General features: G+C 50.2%; 30 protein-coding genes. 1 reads left to right on the forward strand and 29 read right to left on the reverse strand.

Features of this window, described 5'->3' with window-relative positions; translation table 11 throughout:
- Positions 1 to 9 precede the first annotated feature (9 nt).
- The 24 genes from rpsM to rpsJ all read right to left on the reverse strand — a co-directional run bounded on the left by rpsM (position 10) and on the right by rpsJ (position 11160).
- A complete protein-coding gene (rpsM, locus tag C2U41_RS20275) occupies positions 10 to 366 on the reverse strand; it encodes a 30S ribosomal protein S13 (protein ID WP_003031135.1) in 357 nt (118 codons plus the stop codon).
- Positions 367 to 512: 146 nt separating this feature from the next.
- Positions 513 to 629 carry a 50S ribosomal protein L36 gene (gene rpmJ, locus C2U41_RS20280; RefSeq protein WP_000868187.1) on the reverse strand — a complete coding sequence of 39 codons (117 nt, stop codon included), beginning with the start codon at positions 627 to 629 and terminating at the stop codon, positions 513 to 515.
- Positions 630 to 659: 30 nt separating this feature from the next.
- A complete protein-coding gene (gene secY / locus C2U41_RS20285; protein WP_001118864.1) occupies positions 660 to 1991 on the reverse strand; it encodes a preprotein translocase subunit SecY in 1332 nt (443 codons plus the stop codon).
- Between the two features lie 7 nt (positions 1992 to 1998).
- A complete protein-coding gene (gene rplO / locus C2U41_RS20290; protein ID WP_003031132.1) occupies positions 1999 to 2433 on the reverse strand; it encodes a 50S ribosomal protein L15 in 435 nt (144 codons plus the stop codon).
- A 3-nt stretch (positions 2434 to 2436) separates the two neighbouring features.
- The gene (rpmD, locus tag C2U41_RS20295; protein ID WP_001140434.1) at positions 2437 to 2616 is read right to left on the reverse strand and encodes a 50S ribosomal protein L30; all 180 of its coding nucleotides are present in this window, start codon (positions 2614 to 2616) and stop codon (positions 2437 to 2439) included.
- Positions 2617 to 2619: 3 nt separating this feature from the next.
- A complete protein-coding gene (rpsE, locus tag C2U41_RS20300; protein WP_003031131.1) occupies positions 2620 to 3123 on the reverse strand; it encodes a 30S ribosomal protein S5 in 504 nt (167 codons plus the stop codon).
- Positions 3124 to 3137: 14 nt separating this feature from the next.
- A complete protein-coding gene (gene rplR, locus C2U41_RS20305; protein ID WP_000358960.1) occupies positions 3138 to 3491 on the reverse strand; it encodes a 50S ribosomal protein L18 in 354 nt (117 codons plus the stop codon).
- A gap of 9 nt (positions 3492 to 3500) precedes the next feature.
- Entirely contained in the window at positions 3501 to 4034 is a 534-nt protein-coding gene (gene rplF / locus C2U41_RS20310) for a 50S ribosomal protein L6 (protein WP_003031129.1), read from the reverse strand.
- 12 nt (positions 4035 to 4046) lie between these two features.
- Positions 4047 to 4439 carry a 30S ribosomal protein S8 gene (gene rpsH / locus C2U41_RS20315; RefSeq protein WP_003031127.1) on the reverse strand — a complete coding sequence of 131 codons (393 nt, stop codon included), beginning with the start codon at positions 4437 to 4439 and terminating at the stop codon, positions 4047 to 4049.
- 30 nt (positions 4440 to 4469) lie between these two features.
- Positions 4470 to 4775, reverse strand: coding sequence for a 30S ribosomal protein S14 (gene rpsN / locus C2U41_RS20320; RefSeq protein ID WP_003031125.1), 306 nt, complete (start codon positions 4773 to 4775; stop codon positions 4470 to 4472).
- Positions 4776 to 4789: 14 nt separating this feature from the next.
- A complete protein-coding gene (rplE, locus tag C2U41_RS20325; protein ID WP_003031123.1) occupies positions 4790 to 5329 on the reverse strand; it encodes a 50S ribosomal protein L5 in 540 nt (179 codons plus the stop codon).
- A gap of 14 nt (positions 5330 to 5343) precedes the next feature.
- Positions 5344 to 5658 (reverse strand): 50S ribosomal protein L24, encoded by a 315-nt coding sequence (rplX, locus tag C2U41_RS20330; protein WP_003031122.1) that lies wholly within the window; start codon positions 5656 to 5658, stop codon positions 5344 to 5346.
- A gap of 10 nt (positions 5659 to 5668) precedes the next feature.
- Entirely contained in the window at positions 5669 to 6040 is a 372-nt protein-coding gene (rplN, locus tag C2U41_RS20335; protein WP_000613954.1) for a 50S ribosomal protein L14, read from the reverse strand.
- Positions 6041 to 6203: 163 nt separating this feature from the next.
- Positions 6204 to 6458: a 30S ribosomal protein S17 gene (gene rpsQ, locus C2U41_RS20340; RefSeq protein ID WP_003031120.1), complete on the reverse strand. Its 255-nt coding sequence runs from the start codon at positions 6456 to 6458 to the stop codon at positions 6204 to 6206.
- A complete protein-coding gene (gene rpmC / locus C2U41_RS20345; protein WP_000644742.1) occupies positions 6458 to 6649 on the reverse strand; it encodes a 50S ribosomal protein L29 in 192 nt (63 codons plus the stop codon). Before rpmC ends, rpsQ begins: the two co-directional genes overlap by 1 nt.
- Positions 6649 to 7059, reverse strand: a complete 411-nt coding sequence (gene rplP / locus C2U41_RS20350; RefSeq protein ID WP_000941208.1) for a 50S ribosomal protein L16 — start codon at positions 7057 to 7059, stop codon at positions 6649 to 6651. The genes rpmC and rplP overlap by 1 nt, the downstream gene beginning before the upstream one ends.
- Before the next feature lie 12 nt (positions 7060 to 7071).
- Complete coding sequence (rpsC, locus tag C2U41_RS20355) at positions 7072 to 7773, reverse strand: 30S ribosomal protein S3 (protein ID WP_000529945.1); 702 nt, start codon at positions 7771 to 7773, stop codon at positions 7072 to 7074.
- Between the two features lie 17 nt (positions 7774 to 7790).
- Positions 7791 to 8123, reverse strand: a complete 333-nt coding sequence (rplV, locus tag C2U41_RS20360) for a 50S ribosomal protein L22 (RefSeq protein WP_000448832.1) — start codon at positions 8121 to 8123, stop codon at positions 7791 to 7793.
- 14 nt (positions 8124 to 8137) lie between these two features.
- Positions 8138 to 8416, reverse strand: a complete 279-nt coding sequence (rpsS, locus tag C2U41_RS20365) for a 30S ribosomal protein S19 (protein ID WP_001138115.1) — start codon at positions 8414 to 8416, stop codon at positions 8138 to 8140.
- A gap of 16 nt (positions 8417 to 8432) precedes the next feature.
- The gene (rplB, locus tag C2U41_RS20370) at positions 8433 to 9254 is read right to left on the reverse strand and encodes a 50S ribosomal protein L2 (protein ID WP_000301869.1); all 822 of its coding nucleotides are present in this window, start codon (positions 9252 to 9254) and stop codon (positions 8433 to 8435) included.
- A gap of 17 nt (positions 9255 to 9271) precedes the next feature.
- Positions 9272 to 9574, reverse strand: coding sequence for a 50S ribosomal protein L23 (rplW, locus tag C2U41_RS20375; protein WP_000617546.1), 303 nt, complete (start codon positions 9572 to 9574; stop codon positions 9272 to 9274).
- Positions 9571 to 10176: a 50S ribosomal protein L4 gene (gene rplD / locus C2U41_RS20380; protein ID WP_003031119.1), complete on the reverse strand. Its 606-nt coding sequence runs from the start codon at positions 10174 to 10176 to the stop codon at positions 9571 to 9573. The genes rplW and rplD overlap by 4 nt, the downstream gene beginning before the upstream one ends.
- Positions 10177 to 10186: 10 nt before the next feature.
- Positions 10187 to 10816, reverse strand: a complete 630-nt coding sequence (gene rplC, locus C2U41_RS20385) for a 50S ribosomal protein L3 (protein WP_003031117.1) — start codon at positions 10814 to 10816, stop codon at positions 10187 to 10189.
- A 32-nt stretch (positions 10817 to 10848) separates the two neighbouring features.
- On the reverse strand, positions 10849 to 11160 hold the full coding sequence (gene rpsJ / locus C2U41_RS20390; protein ID WP_001181005.1) for a 30S ribosomal protein S10: 312 nt from the start codon (positions 11158 to 11160) through the stop codon (positions 10849 to 10851).
- Positions 11161 to 11539: 379 nt separating this feature from the next.
- On the opposite strand from rpsJ, the gene C2U41_RS20395 reads away from it, so the two are divergent.
- Complete coding sequence (locus C2U41_RS20395) at positions 11540 to 12007, forward strand: prepilin peptidase (RefSeq protein WP_049016389.1); 468 nt, start codon at positions 11540 to 11542, stop codon at positions 12005 to 12007.
- Here the strand turns inward: C2U41_RS20395 and bfr are convergent.
- The 5 genes from bfr to rpsG form a co-directional block, all read right to left on the reverse strand.
- The gene (gene bfr, locus C2U41_RS20400) at positions 12004 to 12480 is read right to left on the reverse strand and encodes a bacterioferritin (protein ID WP_003031113.1); all 477 of its coding nucleotides are present in this window, start codon (positions 12478 to 12480) and stop codon (positions 12004 to 12006) included. The genes C2U41_RS20395 and bfr overlap by 4 nt on opposite strands.
- Before the next feature lie 71 nt (positions 12481 to 12551).
- Positions 12552 to 12746 carry a bacterioferritin-associated ferredoxin gene (gene bfd / locus C2U41_RS20405; RefSeq protein WP_003031111.1) on the reverse strand — a complete coding sequence of 65 codons (195 nt, stop codon included), beginning with the start codon at positions 12744 to 12746 and terminating at the stop codon, positions 12552 to 12554.
- Positions 12747 to 12931: 185 nt separating this feature from the next.
- Positions 12932 to 14116, reverse strand: a complete 1185-nt coding sequence (gene tuf / locus C2U41_RS20415) for an elongation factor Tu (RefSeq protein ID WP_003031109.1) — start codon at positions 14114 to 14116, stop codon at positions 12932 to 12934.
- 69 nt (positions 14117 to 14185) lie between these two features.
- Positions 14186 to 16300, reverse strand: coding sequence for an elongation factor G (gene fusA / locus C2U41_RS20420; RefSeq protein ID WP_003023659.1), 2115 nt, complete (start codon positions 16298 to 16300; stop codon positions 14186 to 14188).
- A gap of 96 nt (positions 16301 to 16396) precedes the next feature.
- Positions 16397 to 16867 (reverse strand): 30S ribosomal protein S7, encoded by a 471-nt coding sequence (gene rpsG, locus C2U41_RS20425; RefSeq protein ID WP_003023657.1) that lies wholly within the window; start codon positions 16865 to 16867, stop codon positions 16397 to 16399.
- Positions 16868 to 16927 lie beyond the last annotated feature (60 nt).

Consider the following 16927-nt stretch of genomic DNA (forward strand, 5'->3'; position numbering starts at 1 on the left):
TCACCCCGATTATTTCTTGATCGGTTTGCGCGGACCCTTACGGGTACGTGCGTTGGTCTTGGTACGCTGACCGCGAACCGGGAGACCACGACGATGACGCAAACCGCGATAGCAACCAAGGTCCATAAGGCGCTTGATGCTCATGCTAACTTCACGGCGCAGATCACCTTCAACGACAAATTTGGCAACTTCGTCACGCAGCGTGTCGATTTGTTCTTCAGACAGCTCACTGATCTTAACATCTTCAGCGATACCCGCGGCAGCCAGAATGGCTTTAGAACGGGTCTTGCCGACGCCGTAGATCGAAGTTAATGCGATCACAGCATGTTTCTGATCAGGAATGTTAATGCCTGCTATACGGGCCACTATGCACTCCTACTATTTAATATGTACGCACCATGCTGAAAAGCCCGTTTTCAGGATACTCAAATGGAAACGCACAGACATACAAAAGATTGGCTGGCTAATCTAGCCAGCTCAACCCAACTTTGCAAGAAAAATATGCGAATAAATCAGCCTTGGCGCTGTTTATGCTTCGGCTCGGCACTGCAAATCACACGGATGACACCATCACGCTTAACGATTTTGCAGTTACGGCATAATTTCTTGACGGAAGCACGAACTTTCATTTTTACTCTCCGTAACTTCTCGGGCGACTGTTAACGGCCGTAGCCTTTCAGATTCGCCTTCTTCAATGCAGACTCGTACTGACTTGACATCATCAGAGTTTGCACTTGAGCCATAAAGTCCATAATCACGACAACAACGATAAGCAGTGAGGTCCCACCGAAGTAGAACGGTACTTTCATTGCATCACGCATGAACTCCGGGATCAGGCAGATAAAGGTAATGTAGAGCGCACCAACCAAAGTCAGGCGGGTCATTACTTTATCGATATACTTCGCCGTTTGCTCTCCCGGACGAATTCCTGGTACAAATGCACCGGACTTCTTCAGGTTATCTGCTGTTTCACGCGGGTTGAAAACCAACGCCGTGTAGAAGAAACAGAAGAATATGATTGCAGACGCATAGAGTAACACATAAAGCGGTTGCCCAGGCTGCAAATACAGCGAAATTGTTGTCAGCCAGTTCCAACCAGTCCCGCCCCCGAACCATGACGCGATGGTCGCCGGGAACAGAATAATACTGGAAGCGAAGATTGCCGGGATTACCCCCGCCATATTCACTTTCAGCGGTAAATGTGTGCTCTGTGCAGCATAGACACGACGACCTTGCTGACGTTTCGCGTAGTTTACCACAATGCGGCGTTGACCACGCTCAACAAATACAACAAAGAACGTCACTGCGAATACTAATACTGCAACCAACAGCAACACGAGGAAGTGCAGGTCGCCTTGACGCGCTTGCTCGATAGTATGGGCAATGGCTGGCGGGAGTCCCGCTACAATACCGGCGAAGATAATGATTGAGATACCGTTGCCGATACCACGTTCAGTAATCTGTTCACCCAACCACATCAGGAACATCGTCCCTGTAACCAGACTTACAACAGCGGTGAAATAGAATGCAAAGCCTGGGTTCATCACCAGGCCCTGCATACCAGGCATATTCGGCAGACCGGTAGCAATACCGATCGACTGGAATATTGCCAGCACCAGAGTACCGTAGCGGGTGTACTGGCTGATCTTACGACGACCAGACTCCCCTTCTTTCTTAATTTCTGCCAGCGTTGGATGAACCACCGTCAGCAGCTGGATAATGATCGACGCCGAAATATACGGCATGATCCCCAGAGCAAAGATAGAAGCACGGCTGAGAGCACCACCAGAGAACATGTTAAACATTTCAATGATGGTGCCTCGCTGTTGCTCAAGCAGTTTGGCAAGTACAGCGGCATCAATACCAGGGATCGGAATGAAAGAGCCAATACGGAACACAATCAGCGCGCCGATTACAAACAGCAGTCTGCGTTTCAGCTCGCCTAAGCCACCTTTGGCACTTTGAAAATCTAATCCCGGTTGTTTAGCCATCTGCTACTTATTCCTCGATTTTACCGCCAGCAGCTTCGATAGCAGCACGAGCGCCTTTAGTAACACGCAGGCCACGAACAGTTACCGGAGTAGTGACTTCACCAGCCAGGATCACTTTCGCGAACTCGATCTGGATACCGATAATGTTAGCTGCTTTCAGCGTGTTCAGGTCTACAACACCGCCTTCAACTTTAGCCAGGTCAGACAGACGAACTTCGGCTGTAATCGCTGCTTTACGTGAAGTGAAGCCGAATTTCGGCAGACGACGGTACAGAGGCATCTGACCACCCTCGAAACCGCGACGTACGCCACCGCCAGAACGAGACTTCTGACCTTTGTGACCACGACCACCGGTTTTACCGAGGCCAGAACCGATACCACGACCCAGGCGGCGAGCCGCTTTTTTAGAGCCTTCGGCCGGAGACAGAGTATTTAAACGCATCTCTTACTCCTCAACTTTAACCATGAAGGAAACCGCGTTGACCATACCACGAACAGCAGGAGTATCCTCGCGCTCTACGGTGTGACCAATACGACGCAGACCCAGGCCAAGCAGCGTTGCCTTGTGTTTCGGCAGACGACCGATTGCACTGCGGGTTTGAGTAATTTTAATAGTCTTTGCCATGGTTTATTTCCCCAGAATTTCTTCAACGGATTTACCACGCTTGGCAGCGACCATTTCCGGAGATTTCATATTTTCCAGGCCATCGATAGTTGCACGAACCACGTTAATCGGGTTAGTAGAACCATACGCTTTAGCCAGAACGTTACGAACTCCAGCGACTTCCAGAACGGCGCGCATTGCACCACCGGCGATGATACCGGTACCTTCGGAAGCCGGCTGCATGAATACACGAGAACCCGTGTGAGTACCCTTAACCGGGTGCTGCAGGGTGCCGTGGTTCAGCGCGACGTTAATCATATTGCGACGGGCTTTTTCCATCGCTTTCTGGATCGCTGCTGGAACTTCACGCGCTTTACCGTAACCAAAACCAACGCGACCGTTACCATCACCAACTACAGTCAGAGCTGTGAAGGAGAAAATACGACCACCTTTAACGGTTTTAGATACGCGGTTAACCGCGATCAGCTTTTCCTGCAGTTCGCCAGCTTGTTTTTCGATGTGAGCCATCTTACACCTCTACCTTAGAACTGAAGGCCAGCTTCACGGGCAGCATCTGCCAGTGCCTGGACACGACCATGATATTGGAACCCGGAACGGTCAAAAGAAACATCTTTGATGCCTTTTTCCAGAGCGCGTTCAGCAACAGCTTTACCTACAGCTGCAGCAGCGTCTTTGTTACCGGTGTACTTCAATTGTTCAGCGATAGCTTTTTCTACAGTAGAAGCAGCTACCAGAACTTCAGAACCGTTCGGTGCAATTACCTGTGCGTAAATATGACGCGGGGTACGATGTACCACCAGGCGAGTTGCACCCAGCTCCTGGAGCTTGCGGCGTGCGCGGGTCGCACGACGGATACGAGCAGATTTCTTATCCATAGTGTTACCTTACTTCTTCTTAGCCTCTTTGGTACGCACGACTTCGTCGGCGTAACGAACACCCTTGCCTTTATAAGGCTCAGGACGACGGTAGGCGCGCAGATCTGCTGCAACCTGACCGATCAGCTGTTTATCAGCGCCTTTCAGCACGATTTCAGTCTGAGACGGACATTCTGCAGTGATTCCCGCAGGCAGCTGATGGTCAACTGGGTGAGAGAAACCTAAAGCCAGGTTTACTACATTCCCTTTAACCGCTGCACGATAACCTACACCAACCAGCTGAAGCTTCTTAGTGAAGCCTTCGGTAACACCGACAACCATTGCATTCAGCAGGGCACGCGCGGTACCAGCCTGAGCCCATCCATCTGCGTAACCATCACGCGGACCGAAGGTCAGTGCATTATCTGCATGATTTACTGCAACAGCATCGTTGAGAGTACGAGTCAGCTCGCCGTTTTTACCTTTGATCGTAATAACCTGACCGTTGATTTTTACATCAACGCCGGCAGGAATAACGACCGGTGCTTTAGCAACACGAGACATTTTTTCCTCCGATTAGGCTACGTAGCAGATAATTTCGCCACCAAGACCAGCCTGGCGCGCTGCACGATCAGTCATAACACCTTTAGAGGTAGAAACAACTGCGATACCCATGCCAGCCATAACTTTCGGCAGCTCGTCTTTACGCTTATAAATGCGCAGACCTGGGCGACTGACACGCTGAATGCTTTCTACAACAGCTTTACCCTGGAAATACTTGAGAGTAAGTTCCAGTTCCGGCTTGGTGTCGCCTTCAACTTTAAAATCTTCAATAAAACCTTCTTCCTTCAGCACGTTGGCAATTGCCACTTTCAGCTTGGAGGAAGGCATGGTGACCGCAGCTTTATTCGCGGCCTGACCGTTACGGATACGGGTCAGCATATCCGCGATCGGATCTTGCATGCTCATCTGTCTTTACTCCCGTGATTCAATTGGTAATTACCAGCTAGCCTTTTTCAAGCCTGGTACTTCACCGCGCATGGCGGCTTCACGCAGTTTGATACGGCTCAACCCGAACTTGCCCACATAGCCATGCGGACGACCTGTTTGACGGCAGCGGTTACGCTGACGGGACGGGCTGGAATCACGCGGCAGAGACTGCAGCTTGAGAACTGCGTTCCAACGATCTTCGTCGGTCGCGTTCACATCAGAGATAATAGCTTTCAGTTCAGCGCGTTTTGCGAAGTACTTATCAGCTAAAGCTACGCGCTTTACTTCGCGTGCTTTCATTGATTGCTTAGCCATTCAGTAACCCTACCTTACTTGCGGAACGGGAAGTCAAAGGCAGCCAACAGAGCACGGCCTTCTTCGTCAGATTTCGCAGTAGTGGTAATGGTAATATCCAAACCACGCACGCGGTCGACTTTATCGTAGTCGATTTCTGGGAAGATGATCTGCTCACGGACACCCATGCTGTAGTTACCACGACCGTCGAAAGACTTAGCGGACAAGCCACGGAAGTCACGGATACGTGGAACAGCAATAGTGATCAGGCGCTCAAAGAACTCCCACATGCGTTCGCCACGCAGAGTTACTTTACAGCCGATCGGATAGCCCTGACGGATTTTGAAGCCTGCAACTGATTTGCGTGCTTTGGTGATCAGCGGTTTTTGACCGGAGATTGCTGTCAGGTCAGCTGCTGCGTTATCCAGCAGTTTCTTGTCAGCGATCGCTTCACCAACACCCATGTTCAGGGTGATCTTCTCGACCCGAGGGACTTGCATGACAGAATTGTAGTTAAACTCAGTCATGAGTTTAGCGACTACTTCGTCTTTGTAGTAATCATGCAGTTTCGCCATCGTACTACTCCAAATTACTTGATAGTTTCGCTGTTAGATTTGAAGAAACGGACTTTTTTGCCGTCTTCGAATCTAAAGCCTACACGGTCAGCCTTGCCGGTTGCCGCGTTGAAGATAGCAAGGTTAGAGATCTGAATAGCTGCTTCTTTCTCTACGATGCCGCCTGGTTGGTTCAGGGCCGGAACCGGCTTCTGATGTTTTTTAACCAGGTTGATACCTTCAACAATGACCTTGCCGGAAGACAGGACATTCTTAACTTTACCGCGTTTACCTTTATCTTTACCGGTTAACACGATAACTTCGTCATCACGACGGATCTTCGCTGCCATGATTCGCTCCTTAGAGTACTTCTGGTGCCAGAGAGATAATTTTCATGAACTTCTCGTTACGAAGTTCACGAGTTACCGGCCCAAAAATACGCGTACCGATAGGTTGCTCGCTGTTATTGTTTAAAATAACGCATGCATTACCATCGAAGCGAATGACAGAACCGTCCGGGCGACGAACACCCTTCTTGGTGCGCACCACTACCGCCTTCAGCACATCACCTTTTTTGACCTTACCACGCGGAATTGCTTCCTTGATGGTGATCTTGATGATATCGCCGACGCCTGCGTAGCGACGGTGCGAGCCACCCAGAACCTTGATACACATTACGCGACGTGCACCGGAGTTGTCGGCGACGTTCAGCATAGTCTGTTCTTGGATCATTTTAGTGCTCCGCTAATGTCAACTACTACTGAGACCCGAAAATCAGGTCGTTAAAAAAGCCCCATATCGGGGGCGCGGCATTATAACACCGCTTCAACGATATGGGTAGAAAAAATAAACGGCTCATCGCTGAGCCGTTTATTCGTTGAGAATGCCTACTGTATTACAGAACGGCTTTCTCTACAACGCGAACCAGCGTCCAGGACTTAGTCTTGGACAGCGGACGGCATTCGCGGATTTCAACCACGTCACCAGTACCGCATTCGTTGTTCTCGTCATGTACGTGCAGTTTGGTCGTACGCTTAATGAATTTACCGTAGATCGGGTGTTTCACAAAACGTTCGATAGCAACAACGATGGATTTCTCCATTTTATCGCTAACAACGCGACCTTGCAGAGTACGGATTTTATCGGTCATTACGCACCCGCCTTCTCAGTCAGTAAAGTCTTAACGCGTGCGACGTCACGACGCACTTGCTTCAACAGGTGAGACTGTTGCAGCTGGCCACTTGCAGCCTGCATACGCAGGTTGAACTGCTCACGCAGCAGATTCAGCAGCTCGGTGTTCAGCTCTTCAACACTCTTCTCACGCAGCTCTTTTGCTTTCATTACATCACCGTCTTAGTTACAAAGGTGGTTTTAATCGGCAGTTTCGCTGCTGCCAGCTTGAATGCTTCACGGGCCAGCTCTTCCGGTACGCCGTCCATTTCATACAGGACTTTACCCGGCTGAATCAAGGCAACCCAATACTCCACGTTACCTTTACCTTTACCCATACGCACTGCCAGCGGCTTTTCAGTGATCGGTTTGTCCGGGAATACACGGATCCAGATCTTACCTTGACGCTTAACTGCACGGGTCATAGCACGACGTGCTGCTTCGATCTGACGGGCAGTCAGACGACCACGGCCAACAGCTTTCAGACCGAAGCTGCCGAAGCTAACATCCGCGCCAGCAGCCAGACCGCGGTTACGGCCTTTGTGCATTTTACGGAATTTTGTACGCTTTGGTTGTAACATCAGCGACGCTCCTTATTTACGGCCTTTACGCTGCTGCTTTTTAGGTTGTGCAGCCGGTTTTTCCGGTTGTTCAACAGCAGCCATACCACCCAGGATCTCGCCTTTGAAGATCCATACCTTAACGCCGATTACACCGTAAGTGGTGTGCGCTTCAGAGGTGTTGTAGTCGATGTCAGCACGCAGAGTGTGCAGCGGTACGCGACCTTCGCGGTACCATTCGGTACGTGCGATTTCCGCGCCGCCCAGACGGCCGCTAACTTCAACTTTGATACCTTTAGCGCCCAGACGCATTGCGTTCTGTACAGCACGCTTCATAGCACGACGGAACATAACGCGACGTTCCAGCTGAGAAGTGATGCTGTCAGCAACCAATTTTGCGTCCAGTTCAGGCTTACGCACTTCGGCGATATTGATCTGAGCAGGAACGCCAGCAATATCCGCTACGACTTTGCGCAGTTTTTCTACGTCTTCGCCTTTCTTACCGATAACGATACCCGGGCGAGCGGTGTGAATGGTCACACGGATGCTCTTAGCCGGACGCTCGATAACGATACGAGATACAGACGCTTTAGCCAGTTCCTTAGTCAGGTACTGACGTACTTTAAAATCGCTGTCCAGGTTGTCAGCGAATTCTTTGGTGTTCGCAAACCAGGTTGAGTTCCATGGTTTTACAATACCCAGGCGAATACCATTAGGATGTACTTTCTGACCCATTGCTAGTCTCCAGAGTCTCAGCGATCGGACACAACCACAGTAATGTGGCTGGTGCGCTTCAGGATGCGATCTGCACGACCTTTTGCACGCGGCATAATGCGCTTCATGCTCGGGCCTTCGTCTACGAAAATTTTCGTAACTTTCAGATCGTCAATGTCAGCGCCATCGTTGTGTTCAGCGTTAGCAATGGCAGATTCCAGGACTTTCTTAACCAGTACAGCCGCTTTCTTATTGGTGTAGGTCAGAATATCCAGAGCCTGCGACACTTTCTTACCGCGAATCAGGTCTGCAACAAGGCGAACCTTCTGAGCAGAAGAACGAGCATGGCGATGTTGAGCTAAAGTTTCCATCTCTTCCTCCTACCTTATTTCTTCTTCGCTTTTTTATCAGCAGCATGGCCGCGATAAGTACGAGTCGGTGCGAATTCACCCAGTTTGTGACCGACCATTTCGTCGGAAACAAATACCGGAACGTGCTGACGACCATTATGGACAGCGATGGTCAAACCGATCATGTTAGGAAAGATCGTTGAACGACGGGACCAAGTGCGCAGGGGCTTCTTGTCTCCGCTTTCCACCGCTTTCTCTACCTTCTTCAGCAAGTGCAGGTCAATAAAAGGACCTTTCTTGAGAGAACGTGGCATGGCTTATCCTCTAAAATTATTTGCTACGGCGACGTACGATGAATTTATCAGTACGCTTGTTGCTGCGGGTCTTCTTACCTTTGGTCTGAACGCCCCACGGAGTTACCGGGTGCTTACCAAAGTTACGACCTTCACCACCACCATGTGGGTGGTCGACTGGGTTCATCGCAGTACCGCGAACGGTAGGACGAACACCACGCCAGCGTGCAGCACCTGCTTTACCCAGAACGCGCAGCATATGCTCAGCATTGCCAACTTCGCCCAGAGTTGCACGGCAGTCTGCTTCGACTTTACGCATTTCACCAGAACGCAGACGCAGGGTGACATAAGCACCATCACGAGCAACGATCTGAACGTAAGTACCAGCGGAACGTGCCAGCTGACCGCCTTTACCTGGTTTCATTTCTACGTTATGAACGGTAGAACCAACCGGGATATTGCGCATCGGCAGGGTGTTACCTGCTTTGATTGCAGCATCAACGCCAGACTGAATCTGGTCGCCAGCTTTCAGGCCTTTAGGGGCCAGGATGTAACGGCGTTCACCGTCTTTGTACAGAACCAGCGCGATGTTCGCGGAGCGGTTCGGATCGTACTCAAGACGTTCAACAACTGCCGGGATACCGTCTTTGTTGCGTTTGAAGTCAACAATACGATAAGCCTGCTTGTGACCACCACCGATGTGACGAGTGGTGATACGGCCATTGTTGTTACGACCACCGGATTTGCTGTTTTTTTCAACCAGCGGAGCAAAAGGTTTGCCCTTGTGCAGCTCTGGGTTGACCACTTTAACAACGTGGCGACGACCCGGAGATGTCGGTTTACATTTAACAACTGCCATTGTATTACTCCTCCGACTTACTCAGCGCCGCCGACGAAGTCCAGATTCTGGCCTTCCTTCAGGGTGACGTAAGCTTTTTTCCAGTCGCTACGACGACCGATACGCTGTCCGTGACGTTTAACTTTCCCTTTAACTACCAGGGTGTTAACGACTTCGACTTCGACTTCAAACAGTTTCTGCACAGCAGCTTTGATTTCTGCTTTGGTCGCGTCTTTAGCAACTTTGAGAACGATGGTGTTAGTTTTTTCCATCGCAGTAGACGCTTTTTCAGAAACGTGCGGTGCGCGCAGCACTTTCAGCAGACGTTCTTCACGAATCATGCCAGCATCTCCTCAACTTGCTTAACAGCATCAGCAGTCATTACGACTTTGTCGAAGGCGATCAGGCTAACCGGGTCGATACCAGTTGCATCGCGTACGTCAACCTTGTGCAGGTTGCGCGCAGCCAGGAACAGGTTTTCGTCCAGCTCACCGGTGATGATCAGCACATCTTCCAGAGCCATGTCTTTCAGTTTCTGTGCCAGCAGCTTAGTTTTAGGCGCTTCTACAGAGAATGATTCGACAACGATCAGACGATCCTGACGTACCAGTTCGGACAGAATGCTTTTCAGCGCGCCGCGGTACATCTTTTTGTTAACTTTTTGACTGTGGTCCTGTGGACGAGCAGCGAAGGTCACGCCACCTGAACGCCAGATCGGGCTCTTGATAGAACCTGAACGCGCACGGCCGGTACCTTTCTGGCGCCACGGCTTTTTGCCTGAACCAGTTACTTCAGCACGAGTCTTCTGAGCACGAGTACCCTGACGAGCACCAGCTGCATAAGCAACAACAACCTGGTGAACCAGCGCTTCGTTGAAATCACGACCGAAGGTAGTTTCGGAAACAGTCAGCGCGCTCTGCGCGTCTTTCAATACTAATTCCATTGCTATCCCCTTACGCCTTCACAGCTGGTTTAACGATCAGGTCGCAACCGGTCGCACCCGGAACACCACCTTTAACCAGCAGCAGGTTGCGCTCAGCGTCAACACGTACTACGTCCAGGCTCTGAACGGTTACACGTTCGTTGCCCAGCTGACCTGCCATTTTCTTGCCTTTGAACACTTTGCCCGGAGTCTGGTTCTGACCGATAGAACCCGGAACGCGGTGAGACAAGGAGTTACCGTGAGTAGCGTCCTGGGTACGGAAGTTCCAGCGCTTAACGGTACCAGCGAAACCTTTACCTTTAGAGGTACCGGTTACGTCAACTTTTTTAACGTCAGCAAACAGTTCAACGCTAATGTTCTGACCAACGGTGTATTCTTCACCATCTGCCAGACGGAACTCCCACAGGCCGCGGCCAGCTTCTACGCCAGCTTTAGCAAAGTGGCCAGCTTCCGGCTTAGTTACGCGGTTAGCTTTTTTAGCACCGGTGGTAACCTGAACAGCGCGATAGCCATCGTTAGCCAGATCTTTAACCTGAGTAACGCGGTTTGCTTCAACTTCGATAACGGTTACTGGGATAGATACGCCATCTTCAGTGAAGATGCGGGTCATACCCACTTTTTTACCGACTAAACCAATCATTGTATCAACCTCTCAATCGCTCGATGACCTGATTAACCCAGGCTGATCTGCACGTCTACACCGGCAGCCAGGTCCAGACGCATCAGAGCATCAACGGTTTTTTCAGTTGGCTCAACGATGTCAACCAGACGCTTGTGAGTACGGATCTCGTACTGATCACGCGCGTCTTTGTTGACGTGCGGGGAGATCAGAACGGTGAAACGCTCTTTGCGGGTCGGCAGCGGGATCGGACCACGAACCTGCGCACCAGTGCGCTTGGCAGTCTCGACGATTTCCGCGGTTGATTGATCGATCAGACGATGATCAAACGCTTTCAAACGGATACGGATTCTTTGGTTCTGCATGAGACCAGAGCTCCAATTATTTTATAGACGAAATAGTTACTCCTCAAACCCATTACGATTGATGGGAGAGTGTAACCGTTCTTACAGAGTTCCCCGATTGGGAACATTGTCTGGTATTGCTTTCGCAGTACCGGTGGCTCATATCGAACCGCTGTCAATATTAGACAAGCCCGCGCATTATACGTAAATCTCAGTCTTAAGCAAGTGCCGCGTAGAAATTAATCACTCGTTCATAAATGCGGGCCTCCTTCCACTCTGATTGTATGTCCTGTGATGCAACGCGTTTTCCGTGGAAGAGAGCATCCATAACTCACATCCCGGACTTGTAGGGCCGGCGTGCTTACCCGAAGGTAAACTCTTTACCAAATGAGATTTGCCCATGTACATCGACCTCCCCTTTCTGCTGATTTATGTTTCGCTATCAGGGTTGCTCTTAGTCCATGACCTGCGTACCGGGTTGCTGCCCGACAAATTTACCTGCCCTCTTTTGTGGGGCGGTCTTATTTATCATCAGTGCTGCAGACCTGCACAGTTATCCGACGCGCTTTGGGGTGCCGTAGCGGGCTATGGGGTATTTGCTTTGTTCTACTGGGGGTATCGTTTGATATGCCGACAGGAAGGATTAGGCTTTGGTGATGTCAAATTTCTTGCCGCACTGGGCGCATGGCATCGCTGGGAATCATTACCACTGTTGGTTTTACTTGCCGCGGGCATGGCATGTTGTCTCACCGGGATTTCTTGCGTCCGTTACGGAAGACAGATGCTAAAAAACCCGCTGCCTTTTGGGCCATATCTGGCGGCTGCGGGTTTCGTTATTGGCTGGGTAAATCTGATACAGGGCGGTTAGTCACTGACTTTAATTTGCGATTGCAGATAATTTTGCAAGCCAAGTTTTGCAATCAGGTCCAGCTCAGTTTCGAGCCAGTCAATATGCCCTTCTTCTTCAGTCAGGATCTCGATCATCATGTCCCGACTGACATAATCATGAACGCTATCGGCATAGGCAATGGCTTCACGCAGATCTTTCGCCCCATCCAACTCGAGTCGAAGATCGGATTGCAGCATCTCTTCAACGTCTTCGCCAATACCCAACTTGCCAAGATCCTGCAAGTTCGGGAGCCCTTCTAAGAATAAAATACGCTCGATATATTTATCAGCGTGTTTCATCTCATCGATAGATTCATGGTACTCAACATCATTGAGGCGAGTCAGTCCCCAGTTTTTAAACATACGAGCATGGAGAAAATACTGGTTGATCGCGACAAGCTCATTTCCCAATAGTTTATTGAGATAATTTATGATTTTAACATCACCTTTCATTTTATAGTCCCTCCGCTTCCACTCTTAGAGCGTAGATGGGGCTACAGGGATGTCAAAAAAAAGAGTGTGACTTAGGCGATCTCTTTAAATTCTGGCATTTGCGTTAATTCATCCTGCATGACTTCACGGGCAGCACGAATGCACTTACCGCATTGATTTCCTACAGGAATAAATTTACGTAATTGCTGAAAGGACTGAGGGTGAAACTGGCGAACAGCCTGACGTATTTTTTTATCACTTATCGCATTACACAAACAAACGTACATGATCGCTCCCGTTCAATTTCTGCGCAAAGTGTAAATGAGAATAGTTATAATTACAATAGCACAGCGCTATTTACGCGGCGGGAGAATGAATAAAAAATGCGAATAAATATGACAGCTACTAAATTGCAGGCAGCAAAAAGGGCGCCGAAGCGCCCTTTTTAAGCTCAAAGCTAATTAATCAATAATTAGCTCATTACTTTAGCAACAACGCCCGCACCAACAGTACGGCCGCCTTCACGGATTGCGAAACGCAGACCGTCGTCCATCGCGATCGGGTGGATCAGGGTAACAACCATTTTGATGTTGTCGCCCGGCATTACCATCTCTACGCCTTCCGGCAGTTCGATGGTACCAGTCACGTCAGTAGTACGGAAGTAGAACTGCGGACGGTAGCCTTTGAAGAACGGAGTATGACGGCCGCCTTCGTCTTTGGACAGAATGTACACTTCAGATTCGAACTTGGTGTGCGGCTTGATAGAGCCCGGCTTAGCCAGTACCTGACCACGTTCGATTTCTTCACGTTTGATACCACGCAGCAGAACACCAACGTTCTCACCAGCACGGCCTTCGTCCAGCAGTTTGCGGAACATTTCAACGCCAGTACAGGTAGACTTAGCAGTCTCTTTGATACCAACGATTTCAACTTCTTCACCAACTTTGATGATACCGCGCTCTACACGACCGGTAACAACGGTACCACGACCGGAGATGGAGAATACGTCTTCGATAGGCAGCAGGAACGGCTTGTCAATCGCACGCTCTGGTTCTGGGATGTAAGAATCCAGGAAGCCAGCCAGTTCGATGATTTTCGCTTCCCACTCTGCTTCGCCTTCCAGCGCTTTCAGAGCAGAACCACGAACGATCGGAGTGTCGTCGCCCGGGAAATCGTACTGAGACAGAAGTTCACGAACTTCCATTTCTACCAGTTCCAGCAGCTCTTCGTCATCAACCATGTCGCATTTGTTCAGGAACACGATGATGTACGGAACGCCTACCTGACGACCCAGCAGGATGTGCTCACGAGTCTGCGGCATCGGGCCGTCAGTCGCAGCAACAACCAGGATCGCGCCGTCCATCTGCGCAGCACCGGTGATCATGTTTTTAACATAGTCGGCGTGGCCCGGGCAGTCTACGTGTGCGTAGTGGCGAGTCGGGGTGTCATATTCAACGTGAGAAGTGTTGATGGTGATACCACGAGCTTTTTCTTCCGGCGCGTTATCGATCTGGTCGAATGCACGAGCAGCACCGCCGTAGGTTTTAGCCAGTACGGTAGTGATTGCAGCGGTCAGGGTAGTTTTACCGTGGTCAACGTGGCCGATGGTGCCGACGTTAACGTGCGGTTTTGTACGTTCAAATTTTTCTTTAGACACGGCTATATTCCTTACTATAGTGCTCTCCCCTATGGAGAGAGCACGGGACTTAGGTTTTAATCCTGTGGATTATTTACCACGGGCTTCAATAACGGCCTGAGCAACGTTGTTCGGCGCATCGTCGTACTTCAGGAACTCCATGGAGTAAGAAGCACGGCCTTTGGTCAGAGAACGCAGCTGGGTTGCATATCCGAACATTTCAGACAGCGGAACTTCAGCATGGATAACAACGCCAGTGACGTTGGATTCCTGACCACGAAGCATACCACGACGGCGGCTCAAGTCACCGATTACGTCACCGGTGTTCTCTTCCGGAGTCTCTACTTCAACCTTCATGATAGGCTCAAGCAGAACTGGTTTCGCTTTCTTAAAGCCATCTTTGAAGGCGATAGAAGCGGCCAGTTTAAACGCCAGCTCAGAGGAGTCAACGTCATGGTAAGAACCGAAGTGCAGACGCACGCCCAGATCAACAACCGGGTAACCAGCCAGCGGGCCAGATTTCAGCTGTTCCTGGATGCCTTTATCAACGGCCGGGATGTATTCGCCAGGAATTACACCACCTTTGATGTCGTTGATGAACTCGTAGCCTTTCGGGTTTGAACCCGGCTCCAGCGGGTACATGTCGATAACAACATGACCGTACTGACCGCGACCACCAGACTGCTTAGCGTGTTTACCTTCGATATCGGTAACTTTCGCGCGAATCGCTTCACGGTAAGCAACCTGAGGTTTACCGACGTTCGCTTCAACGTTGAATTCACGCTTCATACGGTCAACGATGATGTCGAGGTGCAGCTCACCCATACCAGCGATAATGGTCTGGTTAGATTCTTCGTCAGTCCATACGCGGAATGACGGGTCTTCTTTAGCCAGACGGCCCAGAGCCAGACCCATTTTTTCCTGGTCAGCTTTGGTTTTCGGTTCTACCGCGATGGAAATTACCGGCTCAGGGAATTCCATACGTTCCAGAATGATCGGGTGATCCGGGTCACACAGAGTGTCACCAGTGGTCACGTCTTTCAGACCGATAGCAGCAGCGATATCGCCCGCGCGAACTTCTTTGATCTCTTCACGTTTGTTAGCGTGCATCTGTACGATACGGCCGAAACGTTCACGTGCAGTTTTCACGGAGTTCAGGATGGTGTCACCGGAGTTAACCACACCAGAGTACACGCGGAAGAAGGTCAGGTTACCCACGAACGGGTCGGTAGCGATTTTGAATGCCAGAGCAGCAAACGGCTCGTCATCGCTAGCATGACGCTCAGCAGGAGTATCTTTACCGTCGTCCAGAATACCGTTGATCGCAGGTACGTCTACTGGGGATGGCAGGTAATCAATTACCGCATCCAGCATCGCCTGAACACCTTTGTTCTTGAACGCAGAACCACAGGTTACCAGGATGATTTCGTTGTTCAGAACACGCTGACGCAGAGCTTTTTTGATCTCTTCTTCAGTCAGTTCTTCACCACCCAGGTATTTCTCCATCAGCTCTTCTGAAGCTTCTGCAGCGGACTCGATCAGGTTCTGGTGCCATTCTTCAGCCAGTTCCTGCATGTCAGCCGGGATATCTTCATAAGTGAAGGTTACGCCTGCATCTTCTTCGTTCCAGTTGATGGCTTTCATTTTCACCAGGTCAACAACACCGGTGAACGCTTCTTCAGCGCCAATTGCCAGCTGCAGCGGAACAGGGTTCGCGCCCAGACGGGTTTTGATCTGACCAACAACTTTCAGGAAGTTCGCACCCATACGGTCCATTTTGTTAACGAACGCAATGCGCGGAACTTTATATTTGTTTGCCTGACGCCATACGGTTTCAGACTGAGGCTGAACACCACCAACTGCGCAGTAAACCATTACTGCACCATCAAGCACACGCATGGAACGTTCTACTTCGATAGTGAAGTCAACGTGCCCCGGGGTGTCGATGATGTTTACGCGATGCGGTTCATACTGCTTAGCCATACCAGACCAGAATGCAGTAGTCGCTGCGGAGGTGATAGTAATACCACGTTCCTGCTCCTGCTCCATCCAGTCCATGGTGGCTGCGCCGTCATGAACTTCACCGATTTTATGGTTTACACCGGTGTAGAACAGAATACGTTCGGTAGTAGTGGTTTTACCGGCGTCGATGTGCGCACTGATACCGATGTTACGGTAGCGCGCGATGGGTGTTGTACGAGCCATTTGATTCCTCGTTTATCTTTTAGGCGTTCAATTTAAGTAGCCCAAAGCGGGCTGCTTACTAGAAGCGCCCGCCTGGTGACTAAAACTCCGAAGGGATTACCAACGGTAGTGTGCGAACGCCTTGTTGGCTTCTGCCATACGGTGAACGTCTTCACGTTTCTTAACTGCAGTACCTTTGTTTTCTGCAGCATCAGAAAGTTCGTTCGCCAGGCGCAGAGCCATGGATTTATCACCGCGTTTACGAGCAGCTTCAACGATCCAACGCATTGCCAGAGCATTACGACGGACCGGACGGACTTCAACTGGTACCTGATAAGTAGAACCACCAACGCGGCGAGACTTAACTTCGACAGTCGGGCGCACGTTTTCGAGAGCTACTTCGAAAGCTTCCAGTTCGTTTTTACCAGAACGCTGAGCCAGGGTCTCCAGCGCGCTGTATACGATAGTTTCGGCAGTAGATTTTTTACCATCTACCATCAGGATATTTACAAATTTAGCCAGCAGTTCTGATCCGAACTTCGGATCCGGCAGAATTTTACGCTGACCAATGACGCGACGACGTGGCATGGAAATACTCCGTTGTTAATTCAGGATTGTCCAAAACTCTAAGAGTTTAGTTTGACATTA

Origin of the sequence: Citrobacter freundii complex sp. CFNIH4, from assembly GCF_002934505.1 — a bacterium.
Classification (GTDB): Bacteria; Pseudomonadota; Gammaproteobacteria; order Enterobacterales; family Enterobacteriaceae; genus Citrobacter; species Citrobacter freundii.